We start from the raw sequence: 14,333 nt of genomic DNA on the forward strand, positions 1-14,333 counted from the left end.
CGATGGAGACCGAAACCATGGAAGCTCGTATGACCGTGCCTGAAGATCGTTGCCGCCTCGTTCTCATCGTTCCCGATATCGCCGATATCGAGGAGCAAGCAAAGGTCGTTGCCGATGCTCTGAGGGGCGGCGATGTGGCCTCAGTCATTATTCCTCAGCACAGCCTTGATGACGGCACCTTCCAGAAGCATGCGGAAAAACTGGTGCCGATCATTCAGTCCGTTGGCGCCGCGGCCCTGATCGCAGGCGACAGCCGCGTGGCCGGACGCGCCAAGGCCGATGGATTGCATATCACCGGTAATCTTTCGGAATTTTCCGACGCGGTTGAGAAATTCGTTCCGAAACTGATCGTCGGCGGCGGCAGCGCCACGGAGCGGCATAGCGCCCTGGAGGTTGGTGAACTTCGACCGGACTATATTTTCTTCGGCAAGCTGGACGGCGATATCAAGCCGGAAGCGCACCCGAAGAACCTTGCACTGGGCGAATGGTGGGCCTCGATGATCGAGATTCCGTGCATCGTTATGGGCGGCACGGATGCCAAGTCGGCGTTGGAAGTGGCTTTGACGGGCGCCGAGTTCGTGGCGCTGCGCGCGGCGGTTTTTGCCGAGCCTGCAAACGCTGCGTCCGTGGTCGCCGAGGTGAATGCGATTCTGGACGAAAAAGCGCCACGGTTTGAGGATTGATAGCGATTCATGTCGTTGAAGCCTCGATTCCGCCATCAATCCTTTGCTGCCGCGCTCGCAATAGGGCTTGCGGCATGCCCGTTGCTGGCTGTCGCGCAATCGACGGGTGGCGACAACTCGTTGCCCGGCGTCTCCGCGCCAGCTGAAAAGGGCGCTCGGCCCGCCGACGACAGTCAGCCCGACGATTCGACGACGGTTCCCGATGATACGACACCGCTTCCGAAGCGGAGTGTTGTGACGCGGCCTTTGGGTGCGGATGCTGGCACCTTTAAAAACGAGAAGATCCAGCCGAGTGTCGAGCCTCGCGCTGACAGCGATGTCAAGCCATCGGCGGGTGTCGGCGTTTTCGAGCGTATGGGCGCGAAACTGCCTGACCTGCCGCCGGAGAAGCCATTCAAGGGCAAGGTGGACGACGCTTATGGCGCTTTTCAGCGCGGCTATTATCTGACTGCGTTTCAGCGAGCCCTGCCGCGCGCGCAGCTAGGTGATCCCGCCGCGCAGACGCTGATTGCCGAGCTGATGAGCCAGGGCCTCGGCGTCAAGCGCGATACCAAGGATGCGGCGTTCTGGTACAGCAAGGCGGCGGAAGGCGGCGATCCGACCTCGATGTTCAAATATGCGCTGATTTTGATAGAGGGGCGTGACGTGCCCCGCGATCAGAAGAAGGCGGATGAATGGATGAAGAAGGCGGCAGAGGCCGGCCAGGCTTCCGCCGAATTCAACGTGGCGCAGATGCTGACGGCCGAAAACCCGGGGCCGAAGGGTCTGAAGCTGGCGCTTCCCTATTACGAAAAGTCTGCCGAACAGGGCATTGCCGACGCCCAGTATGCGGTGGCACAGCTCTATCTCAACCTGCCTGACCTGCCGCCGGAGAAGAAATCGCGGGCACGGGAATGGTTGTCGCGTGCCGCCAATGCGGGCTACGATACCGCTCAGCTCGATATGGGCATCTGGCTGATCAACGGCACCGGCGGCAAGCAGGACCTTGAAAACGGTTTCAACTGGATGCGGGTGGCAGCCTATCGCGGCAATGTCGTTGCCCAGAACAAGCTCGCTCATCTCTACATCAATGCCATCGGCACGAAGCAGGATCCGGTCGCCGCCGCGACCTGGTATGTCATTTCCCGTCGCGCGGGCCTGAAAGATCCCGAGCTTGAGGATTTCTATCAGGGCATCGAGGATTATCAGCAGAAGGCGGCGATCGATGCTGCCAATAAATATCGGCGAGCGCAGTAAGAACAGGCCTCGAATCGCGTGTATCGAGCGCGGCGCGACGTCAGTTTATCGCCCTTCGCGCCTCGCCACTTGAAATTCGCCCGATTTTATGGTCTTGAGGCCGCCAATCTTTTATGTGCGCTGACGCTACCGCTCCGCCGGGGTCTGAATTCAGGCCCGGTCAGCACCTTCTGTATTACCCAAGGAAACCCGATGGCCCGTTCTGCTCTTCTCAATGTCATGGTTCAGGCTGCCCTCAAGGCAGGCAAGTCGCTCAGCCGCGATTTCGGCGAAGTGCAGAACCTGCAGGTTTCCGTGAAGGGGCCGGGCGATTTCGTCAGCCAGGCCGACCTCAAGGCTCAGAAGATCATTCGCGACGAACTGATGAAGGCCCGTCCGACCTACGGCTTCCTCGGCGAGGAAGACGAAGAGGTAAAAGGCACCGACGGCGCGCATCGCTGGATCGTCGATCCGCTCGATGGCACCACGAACTTCCTGCACGGTATTCCGATGTTCGCCGTCTCGATCGCGCTTGAGCGCAACGGCGAGATCGTCGCCGGCGTCGTCTTCAATCCCGCGACTGACGAACTCTACACCACCGAGCGTGGCGGTGGCGCATTCCTCAACGATCGTCGCCTGCGCGTTGCGTCGCGCCGCACGTTGTCGGATAGCGTCATTGGTTGCGGCGTTCCGCATCTCGGTCGCGGCAACCATGGGAAGTTTCTTGTCGAACTGCGCCACGTCATGGGCGAAGTTGCCGGCATGCGCCGTCTCGGCTCCGCATCGCTCGATCTCGCCTATGTCGCCGCCGGGCGATTCGACGGTTTCTGGGAGACCGGTCTTTCCCCGTGGGACATCGCAGCCGGCATTCTGCTGATCCGCGAAGCCGGCGGTTTCGTCTCGGATTTCAACGGCGGCAACGATATGCTCGGCACCAATTCGATCATCTGCGGCAACGAGCACATCCAGAAGGCGCTCGCCGAAGTGGTTAGACGTCCGATCCCGACGAAGTAAACCATTCCCCCGTTCGCTTTTTCGAATGACAAAACAGTCTGTTGCCAACAGGCTGTTTTGTGCTTTCCGTCTCTTCAATTCGGCACAATGTTGCTCTAGTCTCCGCCTGCGGAAAATGCGGTGGCGGAGCGCGTGATGGAAAATGTAAATCTGTCGGATCTGGGATCGACCGACAACGTATCGGGAAATTATACCTACAAGCTCTCAAGCCCGATGGCCTTCCTCTGGACGATGATCCTGTTCCTCGTCATTGTCGGCTTCATCGTGGCGATCCTGTTCCGGCAGGCTCAGGTCGCCTTCCTGCACAATCCCGGCCTTAACGGCCTGATCGTCGGCGTTCTCGTGGTCGGCATCATCCTGGTCTTCAACCATGTGTTGATGCTGAGGCCGGAGGTTCGTTGGTTCAATCACTTTCGCGCCGTCGGCAATGCCGACAAGGTCGGCCGCAACCCGCGGCTTCTGGCGCCGATGCGCGCACTGCTCGGCAACCGCCGCGCCATGCAGCTTTCCACGGCGACGCTCCGCTCCATTCTTGATTCGATCGCGACTCGCCTCGATGAGTCGCGCGATACATCGCGCTACCTTATCGGCCTTCTCGTCTTCCTCGGTCTTCTCGGCACCTTCTGGGGCCTGATCGGCACGATCGGCTCGATCAACGACGTTATCCAGGGTCTCGATGCCGGCACCGGCGACAGCGGCGATATTCTCAGCGCCTTGAAGTCCGGTCTCTCCGGCCCGCTGGTCGGCATGGGCACGGCGTTTTCGTCCTCGCTGCTCGGTCTGTCCGGCTCGCTGATCCTCGGCTTCCTTGATCTGCAGGCTGGCCGCGCGCAGAACCGGTTCTATACCGAGCTTGAAAACTGGCTTTCCTCCGTGACCGATGTCGGCTCCGATCTTGCCCCGGTCATCGAGAACGCCGCCGGCGCGTCTTCGGAAGATGTGCGGGCGCTATCGGACTATCTGCGCAAGATTGCCGACGAAGGCGGTGGTCAGCGCTCCGTGACGGCTATGGCCAACCTTGCCGAAGGCATTCAGGGCCTGGTCAAGAATATGCGCAACGAGCAGCAGATGCTGCGCGACTGGATTGAGGCGCAGCAGGAGGAAGCGAAATCGATGCGCCGCACGCTCGATCGTCTTGCCGACCGCATCGGTCACATCGAGAAGACCGGGAGCAAGTAAGCCATGGCGCTCGCCCGCAACCGACGTCATCAGCGAAGTGTCGACTATTGGCCCGGCTTCGTCGATGCGCTTTCGACGCTTTTGATGGCCATCATGTTCCTGCTGACGGTGTTTGTCGTCGGTCAGTTTATTCTAAGCCGCGAGATTTCCGGGCGTGACGAGGTGTTGAACCGTCTCAACAGCCGCATCAACGATCTGGTCGAGCAGCTGGCCCTGGAAAAGAACGGCAAGCAGGATCTCGAGGATACGGTCGCCAATCTTCAGGCCTCGCTTTCTTCGGTAGAAGGCGAGCGCTCCCGTTTGCAGGCCTTGCTCTCTGCCGGATCCGGTAACAGTCAGGCGGCGGAGGCGAAAGCCGGCGAGCTTACGCAGCAACTCGATGAGCAGAAGCAGGCCAGCGCCCGGGCTTTGAGCCAGGTCGATCTTCTCAACCAGCAGATTGCCGCTCTGCGCAGCCAGATCGCGGCCGTGGAGGCAGCGCTCCAGGCATCCGAATCCAAGGACCAGTCATCGCAGGTCAAGATCGCCGATCTCGGACGGCGGCTGAATGTGGCGCTGGCGCAGCGTGTGCAGGAGCTGAACCGTTATCGCTCCGACTTCTTCGGACGCCTGCGTGAAATTCTCTCCGACCGCGACAACATCCGTATCGTCGGCGACCGTTTCGTGTTCCAGTCCGAAGTGCTGTTCCCGTCGGGTGCTGCCGACCTTAATCCGGCCGGTCAGGCTGAGATGACCAAGCTTGCAGCAGCACTGATCGATGTCGCCAAGGAAATTCCGCCCGAGATCAATTGGGTGTTGCGCGTCGACGGTCACACCGACAACGTGCCGCTCTCGGGCAATGGCCGCTATGCGGACAACTGGGCGCTCTCTTCGGCCCGCGCCATCGCCGTCGTCAAGTTCCTGATCTCCCAGGGCGTTCCGGCCGACAGGCTCGTGGCCGCCGGCTTTGGCGAGTTCCAGCCGATTGCGCCTGGCGATACGCCGGAGGCTCGCGCCACCAATCGACGCATCGAGCTGAAATTGACCGAGAAGTAGTCGCTCAATCGTTTTTCGGCGAAATGCGGTCGAGACGTTGTTGTAGAAATTGCCGCACCGTCTCGTTGCTGCTTAAGCCGATCGCCGAGCGATAAGCGTTTACCGCCTTTTCCAGCTCACCCGCTTCGGCCAGCAGATGGGCGCGAACGGCCCAATAAGGCTGGTAGTTGAGGATATCGCGTTCCGCCATCCGGTTCAGCAAGTCCAGCCCGGCACCGGCACCACGGACCCTTGCGATCACTGCGACCTGGCTGACGCGCGCTCCGGTCGTCGGCTTCATCATCAGAAGCGCCTCGTAAAGCTTGGCAAGCGCCTGCCAGTCGGTGCTACCGGAGCGGCGTCGCTCGGCATGGACGGACTGAATGGCCGCCTGGCATTGAAACGGGCCAAAGCGGCCATAGACACCCGCCTGCCGTAGTAGGTCATCGGCCTCGGCAATCATTTCGGCGTCCCATAGCATGTGGTTCTGCTCGTCGAGGGGGACGTACTCTCCGCTCGCACCGCGGCGAGCGCCCTGGCGTGATTGGCTGTAGAGCATGAGCGACAAAAGGCCCATTGCTTCCGGCTCCTGGGGCAGAGTGGCGTGCAGCGCCCGTCCGAGCCAGATGGCTTCATCCGCAAGCGAGCCCTGTTTGCCGATTTCACCTTCGGCTCCATCCCAACCGAGGCCGTAAGCGGCATAGATTGCCGAGAGCACGCTTTCCAATCGATCCGGCAAGGCAGACCGGTCCGGAATGACAAAGGGGATATGAGCGTCACGGATCTTGATTTTTGCCCTGACGAGCCGCTGGCTCATGGCCTGCGGCGAGACGAGGAAGGCTCTGGCGATGGTTGCCGCGTCAATGGCAAGCACGGTTTGCAGCATCAGCGGTGTATGGGCTGATCGGTCCAGAGCCGGATGGGTGCAAACGAAAAGGAGCTTCAGCCGCTCGTCCGGGAAGGTAGGGTTGCCGGCATTCATGTGCTCCTCGGCTTCCTCGAAGGCCATGACGAGCCGGTCACGCGCCAGGGCTTTCACATTTTCGTGCCTGGCCCGGCGCAGGAGGTTGCGCCTCGCTGCGACCAGCAGCCATGCTTCTGGATTGTCTGGAATGCCGCGCTCCGGCCAGGTCGTCAGCGCTGCGGCAATCGCGTCCGACAAGGCATCCTCGGCCGCCGGCATATCCCGGAAGCGCACGGCGAGAAAGGCAATCAGCTTGCCGTAGGATTGACGCGCCGCCTGTTCGGCAGCGCGTCGGGCGTCCAGTACCATGGCGGCTACATCTGCAATCGCGGCCGTACCTCTACCGAACCCTCATGGGAGATCGGCACCCGCACGGCCCATTCCAGCGCGGCATCGAGATCCGGGACATCGATCAGGTAGATGCCGCCGAGCTGTTCCTTGCCTTCGGGAAACGGGCCGTCCTGAACATCGTGCTCGTCGCCACGGCGGCGCACGACGGTTGCCGTTTCAGGCGCAGTCAATCCGGCACCGCCGGTCATGATGCCGGCCTGGATCAGCGCCTGCGTATAGGCGGTCCAGCCATTCCTGTAGGTTGGATCCTCGCGGCGCTTAAAATCCCCGGCGGATTCGCGGATAATCAGAGCATATTGCATGAGACGGTTCTCCCACTTGCTGTTTGACGATGACCTAAGCCACGCTGCATCCGATGCCTGAATTCCGGACTATACGACGGCTTTGGCGAAACGGCGTCTTGCCGCTTCAGTACAATGAGCCGCGAGCTGCATCCAATTCGACAGACGCCGCGAGATTTCGCAATTGTTGGCCAAGCAAAACAAAACGGCCGGCACGCCTGAAGGCGACCGGCCGGTCTTCACAGTAAAAGCCTGACGCGAAGTCTCAGGCCGTCGCGGTGGTCTGGTCGTCGATGACGGCGCCACCGACGTGAGCCTTGATCGATTCGATCGCGTGCATGGCAGAGGCCTTTGCCTTGTAACCTTCGGACCCGAACATGGTTTCGCCGTTCGAGGCTTTGAAGCGGAAGCGGAATTCTCCGGCCTTGTCCTTGTAGACTTCAAATTTATACATGTTTCCGGTCTCCTAGAATCGCGTCAGCGCGGGATAACGCTGAAAATCTAGCCCAACTTCGAAGCTATTTCCAGACGGTTGTAGGAGAGCAGGTCTAACCCGGTAGGCGTTACTTGACGGCGAGCATGCGTTCTTCAATGCCAGCGTCGAATTGCAGGCGCGCAAGCTTCGCATAGATGCCGCCGTGACGGATCAGGCTTTGATGCGTGCCTTCCTCGACAATACGGCCCTGATCCACCACGAGGATGCGATCGGCTTTCAGAACGGTTGCCAGACGATGGGCGATCACGAGCGTGGTGCGGGTCTCCATGAGGCCCTCGAGTGCTTTCTGCACAAGGGTTTCGCTTTCGGCGTCGAGCGCCGATGTCGCTTCGTCGAGGAGAAGGATCGGCGCGTTCTTGAGGATAGCGCGGGCAATGGCGATGCGCTGGCGCTGGCCGCCGGAGAGCGTGACGCCGCGTTCGCCGACCTGCGTGTCATAACCCTGCTCCAGACGTGAAATGAACTCGTCCGCCTGCGCAGCCATGGCTGCGGCGCGCACTTCCTCGCGGGAGGCACCAGGACGGCCAAAGGCAATGTTGTCGTGAATGGAGCTTGCGAAGATCGTCGTTTCCTGGGGGACAATGGCAATGCGTTCGCGCAAGGCATCCGGCAGGACGCGGCGGGCATCCAGGCCGTCAACGGCGACGCTGCCCTGTTGTGGATCGTAGAAGCGCAGCAGCAAGGAAAAGATGGTGCTCTTGCCGGCTCCCGAGGCGCCGACGATCGCGACGGTCTCGCCGGGAATGACGGAGAAGGACAGTCCGTGCAATGCCGATCTGCCGGGGCGCGAGGGGTAGAAGAAATGAACGTCGGAGAAATCTACGCGCCCTTGCGGCTGGGGCAGGGGTTGGGGATCGGCCGGGATCGAGATGGGGGAAACTTCGGCGAGCAACTCGCCCAGCCTGTCAGCCGCGCCCGCCGCTTGCGACAGCTCGCCCCACACTTCCGACAGGGAGCCGAGAGAAGAGCCGGCGATGACCGAATAGAGCAGGAACTGACCGAGCGTGCCGGCCGACATCGTGCCGGCGAGGACGTTTTGCGCGCCTACCCACAGAACGGCAACGATGCTGCCGAAAACCATGGCGATTGCAAAGCCCGTCAACAGCGAGCGCGATTTGATCGCTGCGCGCGCCGCCTGATAGGCATCCTCGACGGCAGCGCCATACTGACGGGAGGCGGCGTTCTCACCGTTATAGGCCTGTATGGTGCGGTTGGCCGCTATGGTCTCGTTGGCATACGCCGATGCGTTGGCAAGCGTATCCTGCGCGGCGCGAGAGCGCTTGCGAACGGAGCGGCCGAAACTGACAAGCGGCAAGACGATGACCGGGATGGCGATCAGCACGATGCTCGAAAGCTTGGGGCTGGTGAAGATCATCATCACCATGGCGCCGAAACAGAGGATCAGATTGCGCAATGCGACGGAGGCCGTAGCGCCAACCGCCGATTTGATCTGCGTCGTATCGGCGGTCAGGCGCGAAACGATCTCGCCGGATTGGTTGACGTCGAAAAAGGATGGCGAAAGGCGGGTGACGTGATCGAAGACTTCGCGACGCATGTCGGAGACGATGCGCTCGCCGATCGTGATGACGAAGTAATAGCGCAAAGCGCTCGCGGCCGCCAAAACCAGCGCCATGGCCATGATCGCAATGAAATAGCTGTCGATCAGACCGCGGTCGGCCTCGTCGAAGCCGTGGTCGATCATGCGGCGCACGGCAATCGGCAGGGCGAGCGAGGTGACGGCGGCAATCACGAGCGCGATGATCGCGCCGGTTACCATTCCGCGATAGCGCCTCAAATAGGGTGTCAGTCGTCCAAGGGGTCGGATGGACCTGTTTGTTTTCGCATCTGCCTGGCCAATTTCCGACAAGTCGTCTCCAATCCCCATATCAGCAAGGGACTCGACGTTTTCGCCCCTTGTTATCCCTTTCGCCTTCATGTATAGGCACGCCATCTTAATTGGAAGCCGTGGCCTAACCGGACTGCGGCTTCATTTATTCAATCGGTTCGGTTGCCGCAATGCCTTGCGACAAATGGACCCTGCCATGACAGGAAGATTGTTATGAAGGCGAACATCCATCCCGACTACCACGTCATCAAGGTAGTCATGACCGACGGCACCGAATATGAAACCCGCTCGACCTGGGGTTCTGAAGGCGCTGTCATGAACCTCGAAATCGACAGCAAGTCCCATCCGGCTTGGACAGGCGGCAACCAGCAGTTGATGGACCGTGCCGGCCGCGTTTCGAAGTTCAACAAGCGCTTCGGCGGTCTGGGCATCTAATCGCCTCGCGATCAGTTGTTTTGGGAAAAGCCCGGTTTTGCCGGGCTTTTTTGTTGCAATAAAATGCGGTTGCAGTCGACGGCGGATGTCTTTGTCTGTCCGCCGCCGATCTTGGCGCTGTTTCATGTTCAGCGTATCCGCTGAAGATAGTCGGCCCGATCGAACGGATTGGCGCCGGATCGCTGGCGTATCGTTGCTGCTCCTGTAATCGGGGCATAGTGATCGAAGGCGTGTGTGAAGACGCCAGTTCCGCTCGACAATCCCGGAAGTTGCCTCTGAATGCCCTGGACCAGGGCTGTCGCTACCGTGCCCTCGAGCCTGGCCGTGCCATTGGCGATCATGGTTTCCTTTGTCGATGCGCCGGATTTTGCCAAGAGGGCGAGGATCCCGCTTAGCGCCGATGCCGAAGCTTCAAGCTGGAAGTGGTCGAACGGTTCGCATACGACGGTTTGCGCGCCGATGAGCGCTGCTGCCAGCACCAACGGCGTCAGATTGCGGAAATCGGCAGCCGTCGTCGCCGGTGACGTTTGCCGCGCTGCTGTCATGGCGACGTGGCAGTCAATGATCTGCCAGCCGAAAATCCCCTCCTTGAGCGTTTCGACAACCGTTTCCTCGACGGCTCGATAGAAGCTTGCGGGCATTTGTCCGACATCGACCTCCAGGGCAAAACTGTTGCCGCTCCCGTGCGGTCTCGGGTCGACGCGCAATCCGACCGTAGCAAGGAACGGATTTGGCTCCCTGAAGATGATTTCAATCGCGCTTCCGGTGCCGACGAGCCGTTCGGCATAGATGATGGTGCTCTCGTCGAACACGGCATCCAGACCGAAGTCGCTGGCCAATGTTGCCTGGATGACCTCCTTTTGCACTTCGCCGTACAGCGAGACATGTATTTCGCTCGCATCTTCATTGGTGCGCAGATTGATCAGCGGGTCCTGATCGGCCAGCTGGCTCAGGGCCAGCCAAAGAGCCGCGTTCTCGGCCGGTCGCATCGCACGAACGCGTGTCTCGAGGGTAGGGGGTGAGAAGTGCAGCCTGCCATGCGATGAGCTTTCGCCGCCGATGCCGTCGCCGATCCGCGCACCGGTGAGGCCGCCAATTTTCGCGATATGCCCGGCGCCGACATGGGTAACTTTCTCGATCCGCCCTTCGGTGAAAAGCTGGATGCCGTTTGCCTTTGCCGTGCCCTTCGGCAGATCGAGATGATCCTTGAGCGCAATCGTGCCCGAGGTCACGTTGACGTAGGCAAGCTTCTCTCCGCCCCAACCTCGCTCGATCTTGAAGATCCTGCCGCCGATCGGCCCTTTCGGATCCGGGCAGCGGCTGGGGAGCAAGCTTTCGATCGCGCAGATCAACTGTGCGACGCCAGCGCCGCTCATGGCGACCCCGGCAAAGGCAGGATGCACCAAACCCTTTGCGACCTGATCGGCGAGGACCGTCTCAAGTCTTGGGCGATCAAGCCGGCCTGGTGACAGGACATAATCGCTCATGATGCCGTCATCGCCGGCCGCAAGGGCTTCGCAAAAGGCCGACAATTGCGGTTCCCTCGCGATATCGATGGCATCGACCTCGGCATGCCTGCTGCCGGCATGAGCAACCACGGACATGGCGACGGGATTGACCGATAGTTGGCTAGCAAAGTCGTCGAGGAGTTCCTCATAGCGGGCGCCGAGGCGATCGACCTTATTGACGAAGAACAGAAATGGGACACCCAATTGCCGCAGCGCCCGCACCAGAATGCGGGTTTGCGGCTGGATGCCTTCGACGGCCGAGACCACCACCACGGCGGCGTCAAGCAATTGCAGCACCCGCTCGACCTCGGCGATGAAGTCCGGATGTCCGGGCGTGTCGATGAGGTTTACGATCAGATCGTTGATTGTAAACGATACAACCGCAGCCGCGATGGTGATGCCGCGCTGTCGCTCGAGTTCGAGGCTGTCGGTCTGTGTGTTGCCGCTATCGACGCTGCCGAGTTTGGCGATGACGCCGAGATCAAAAAGGAGTCTCTCCGTAAGGCTAGTTTTGCCTGCATCTACGTGGGCCAGGATGCCCAAATTCAATGTGCGCATGATCCATCAACTTCTCAGAATTTCGGATTTGATTTTCGTGAGAAGTGAGTCGGCGCATTGGGACCTCCACGCGTATTTCATATCGGAGCGTGAGCGTCGGGATATCCGGTGGCTCACATCCGTACTTCTACAAGTTTCCGGCGAAACTCGTCAAGCATGTCGCCGTTTGGATGTGAACGAGGATCTGCCGGCCCCATAAAGCAAAACCGGCCGTGCAGGACACGACCGGTTGAAACCTTGCGCGATGCAGTTCCTGGCTTAGCTGTTGCCGAAAGCCGTCTGAAGCAGGGTGAGCTGAGCCTTGACGCTGTTCTGGTTGTCGGGAACGATCGCGGCCTCCATCGGGCGGTAAATCTCGCGATCCAGCAGGGCGACGCGGTTCTGCAGGCGCAGCGAACGTTCGACCAGGTCGCGGAAGGATTCGGGCAGGTCGTTCCAGCCGGGAGCGGCGCGATCGACATTGAAGCCGTCGAGGCGAACCTTGTTCTTTTCCGCAAGCACCTGATCGCGGGACATCTCGCCGTTGTTCACGGCGCGCTGCAGCAGCAGCCAGGAGGCCATCTGCATGAGGCGGGTCGTCAGTCGCATGGACTCGGCTGCGTACAGCACGGATGCCATGCGCGGGAGAACCTTGGAAGCTGCGCGGCCCTGACCGTCGAGGTAGCCGGCGGTTTCTTCGACCAGCGACATACCTTCAGAATAAAGTGCCCTGAACTGTGCCGACGATGCGGCATGGCCAGCAAAGCTGATCGTGTTCAACCCAAGTTCCGACATCGAATAAATCCCTGCTTCACGCAACACTTTTGTTCAGGAAAAGCCGGTCAAGTCCCTAAGAGCTTTCGGCATCCGCTTTTATGACTTTAAGATGGTGTTTTTAACTGAAATTCGCAAGGCGATTCTTAAGAAAGGGTTAATCTCCACAGTTTCGTCGGAAATGACGATACATGGCAAAAAAGAAGAGCCGCAAAAGCGGCTCTCAAGGTAAAACAGGGAGAAAAATCAGACCAATTCGCCAAGTGGAGGAATTGTCTGAGTCCAGAGCGAATCTGGATGCTCATAGTAATATGTCGTAAAGCTTAATATTTTGTTGAGCATGTCTCAATCTTAAGCTTGTCAGACCGCTTGACCTTTCGATAGAGGCCGCGTCAGAAGCGAAAAAGGCTTTCCGCCGCCTTGCGGCCTGACGCCTTGGCGGCGATTTCCTCTTCCAGCCTCGCAATCTCGCTCTTGAGCAAGTCCACGCGATTCTTCAGCTCTTCGACGGATAGCAGCGACAGGTCGCTGCCGATCTCATGCGCGGAAGGCTTTTGCGGGCGATCATCGTCAAATATGCTCATTTCGGCTCCTCCTTTCCCTCCTCGAGGGGATCAGGTGCCGTAATTTACAGATATATCTTCCTTTTTTGAAGCCTCACTGCGCGCCAGCGACATGCTCTCGGGGGTGATCATCTGAGCATTGGCCGAAGGCATGGTCGTATAGGAGTCGCGATCTCCCGCCGGTTTTGCGGCGCGGCGACGGCTGCGGAAGATTGAATAGGCGGTGATCAACACATGCGCGATGGCCGTCAGGAAGAAAAGAGAATAGGGGCCGACCGAGGACATGACAGGTCCGCCGAGGGTGGGGCCGATGATCGTGCCGATGCCGTAAAGCAGCAGCAGACCGCCCGACACCTTAACGAAGTCCTCCGGTGCGGCGAAGTCGTTGGCATGGGCGACGGCGATCGGATAGAGCGTATTGGCGACCGCGCCATAGATCACCACCATGCCGATCAGGAAATAGGGGCTGCCGGGCTGCAGCAGGAACAGCAGCAGGCCGTCGAGCGCCGCAACTGCGGCCATGCCGGCGAGCACATAACGGCGGTCGATGCGATCCGACAGGCGTCCGGCCGGCAACTGCATGACGGCGCCGGCAAAGATGGTCATGCTCATCATCAGCGCGATATCGCTCTGGGAAAGGCCGGCCTTGGCGCCGAAGACGGCACCGAGCGTGCCGTAGGCACCATTGGCAATACCGACGAGCAGGATGCCGATCGAGGCGACAGGCGAGTTGCGGTAGAGCGCCTTCAGATCGAGGCTGACGGCTTTCAGCGGCTGCGGTGATGCGGCAGTCGACAGCGTCGTCGGCAGCATGGCGACGCAGTAGCAGATGCCGCACATCATGAAGAGGATAGGGGTGTGAATGTCGGCAAACGGCACCATCATCTGCCCGGCGACGGCGCCGATCAGCGTGATGCCGATATAAAGTGAGAAGATCGCACCGCGGCTCTCGTTGGTGGCACGCTCGTTCAGCCAGCTTTCGATGATCATCGACGTGCCGGCCGTGCAGAAGCCGGTAACGGCGCGCAGCGCCACCCACCAGATCGGGTCGACGATGATGCCGGTCAGAAGCGCGATGATGGCGATGACGGATATGAAGCCCGAAAAGGCACGCACATGGCCGATGCGTCTGACCAGTTTCGGCGCGGTCAGGCAGCCGAGCACGAAGCCGGTGGCCCATGTCGTGCCGAGCAGGCCGAGCGTCGTCGTCGCATAACCTTCCGCCGTACCGCGTACCGGCAGCAGCAGGCTATGCAGGCCGTTTCCCGTAAACAGGAAAAGCGTGCCGAACAGCAGAGCGAGTACGGGCAAAATGTTTCTTTTCATGCTCCCCACCTTCATGCGGATCCACTTAAGGAACCTATACAGCAGGATCCCGCCCTGCCTGTTTTCGCTATTGATTGTGTCCCGGATTGCCGCTATCGGCCTGTAGAAACAGTCTGTTGGCGCGGAAAAATGTCCGTCCTATGACAT

14 protein-coding genes are annotated in these 14,333 nt (G+C 60.1%); 6 read left to right on the forward strand and 8 right to left on the reverse strand.

The window, feature by feature from the left end; all coding sequences use genetic code 11:
* Positions 1-29 precede the first annotated feature (29 nt).
* From HGP17_RS22850 to HGP17_RS22870, 5 genes are all read left to right on the forward strand, one after another.
* Complete coding sequence (locus tag HGP17_RS22850; RefSeq protein WP_168812893.1) at positions 30-683, forward strand: thiamine phosphate synthase; 654 nt, start codon at positions 30-32, stop codon at positions 681-683.
* A gap of 9 nt (positions 684-692) precedes the next feature.
* On the forward strand, positions 693-1,919 hold the full coding sequence (locus HGP17_RS22855; RefSeq protein ID WP_168812743.1) for a tetratricopeptide repeat protein: 1,227 nt from the start codon (positions 693-695) through the stop codon (positions 1,917-1,919).
* A gap of 192 nt (positions 1,920-2,111) precedes the next feature.
* Positions 2,112-2,912 carry an inositol monophosphatase family protein gene (locus HGP17_RS22860; RefSeq protein ID WP_168812744.1) on the forward strand — a complete coding sequence of 267 codons (801 nt, stop codon included), beginning with the start codon at positions 2,112-2,114 and terminating at the stop codon, positions 2,910-2,912.
* A gap of 135 nt (positions 2,913-3,047) precedes the next feature.
* On the forward strand, positions 3,048-4,091 hold the full coding sequence (locus HGP17_RS22865; protein WP_168812745.1) for a flagellar motor protein MotA: 1,044 nt from the start codon (positions 3,048-3,050) through the stop codon (positions 4,089-4,091).
* Between the two features lie 3 nt (positions 4,092-4,094).
* A complete protein-coding gene (locus HGP17_RS22870; protein WP_168812746.1) occupies positions 4,095-5,126 on the forward strand; it encodes a peptidoglycan -binding protein in 1,032 nt (343 codons plus the stop codon).
* Positions 5,127-5,130: 4 nt separating this feature from the next.
* On the opposite strand, the gene HGP17_RS22875 is transcribed toward HGP17_RS22870, so the two are convergent.
* From HGP17_RS22875 to HGP17_RS22890, 4 genes are all read right to left on the reverse strand, one after another.
* Positions 5,131-6,378 (reverse strand): DUF6596 domain-containing protein, encoded by a 1,248-nt coding sequence (locus HGP17_RS22875; protein WP_168812747.1) that lies wholly within the window; start codon positions 6,376-6,378, stop codon positions 5,131-5,133.
* Between the two features lie 5 nt (positions 6,379-6,383).
* Positions 6,384-6,722 carry a YciI family protein gene (locus HGP17_RS22880; protein WP_168812748.1) on the reverse strand — a complete coding sequence of 113 codons (339 nt, stop codon included), beginning with the start codon at positions 6,720-6,722 and terminating at the stop codon, positions 6,384-6,386.
* A 244-nt stretch (positions 6,723-6,966) separates the two neighbouring features.
* Positions 6,967-7,155: a YegP family protein gene (locus tag HGP17_RS22885; RefSeq protein WP_168812749.1), complete on the reverse strand. Its 189-nt coding sequence runs from the start codon at positions 7,153-7,155 to the stop codon at positions 6,967-6,969.
* Positions 7,156-7,264: 109 nt separating this feature from the next.
* A complete protein-coding gene (locus HGP17_RS22890; RefSeq protein ID WP_168812750.1) occupies positions 7,265-9,064 on the reverse strand; it encodes an ABC transporter transmembrane domain-containing protein in 1,800 nt (599 codons plus the stop codon).
* Between the two features lie 192 nt (positions 9,065-9,256).
* Here HGP17_RS22890 and rpmE point away from each other — a divergent pair, with 192 nt between their 5' ends.
* Positions 9,257-9,478 carry a 50S ribosomal protein L31 gene (gene rpmE / locus HGP17_RS22895; RefSeq protein ID WP_168812751.1) on the forward strand — a complete coding sequence of 74 codons (222 nt, stop codon included), beginning with the start codon at positions 9,257-9,259 and terminating at the stop codon, positions 9,476-9,478.
* A gap of 128 nt (positions 9,479-9,606) precedes the next feature.
* On the opposite strand, the gene HGP17_RS22900 is transcribed toward rpmE, so the two are convergent.
* From HGP17_RS22900 to HGP17_RS22915, 4 genes are all read right to left on the reverse strand, one after another.
* Positions 9,607-11,544, reverse strand: coding sequence for a TetM/TetW/TetO/TetS family tetracycline resistance ribosomal protection protein (locus HGP17_RS22900; RefSeq protein ID WP_168812752.1), 1,938 nt, complete (start codon positions 11,542-11,544; stop codon positions 9,607-9,609).
* A gap of 258 nt (positions 11,545-11,802) precedes the next feature.
* The gene (locus HGP17_RS22905; RefSeq protein ID WP_168812753.1) at positions 11,803-12,318 is read right to left on the reverse strand and encodes a DUF1465 family protein; all 516 of its coding nucleotides are present in this window, start codon (positions 12,316-12,318) and stop codon (positions 11,803-11,805) included.
* Positions 12,319-12,689: 371 nt separating this feature from the next.
* Positions 12,690-12,881 carry a DUF1192 domain-containing protein gene (locus HGP17_RS22910; RefSeq protein WP_168812754.1) on the reverse strand — a complete coding sequence of 64 codons (192 nt, stop codon included), beginning with the start codon at positions 12,879-12,881 and terminating at the stop codon, positions 12,690-12,692.
* A gap of 30 nt (positions 12,882-12,911) precedes the next feature.
* Positions 12,912-14,186, reverse strand: coding sequence for an MFS transporter (locus HGP17_RS22915; protein ID WP_168812755.1), 1,275 nt, complete (start codon positions 14,184-14,186; stop codon positions 12,912-12,914).
* Positions 14,187-14,333: the final 147 nt, after the last annotated feature.

Source organism: Rhizobium sp. P38BS-XIX (assembly GCF_012641435.1).
In the GTDB taxonomy this organism is placed as follows: Bacteria; Pseudomonadota; Alphaproteobacteria; order Rhizobiales; family Rhizobiaceae; genus Rhizobium.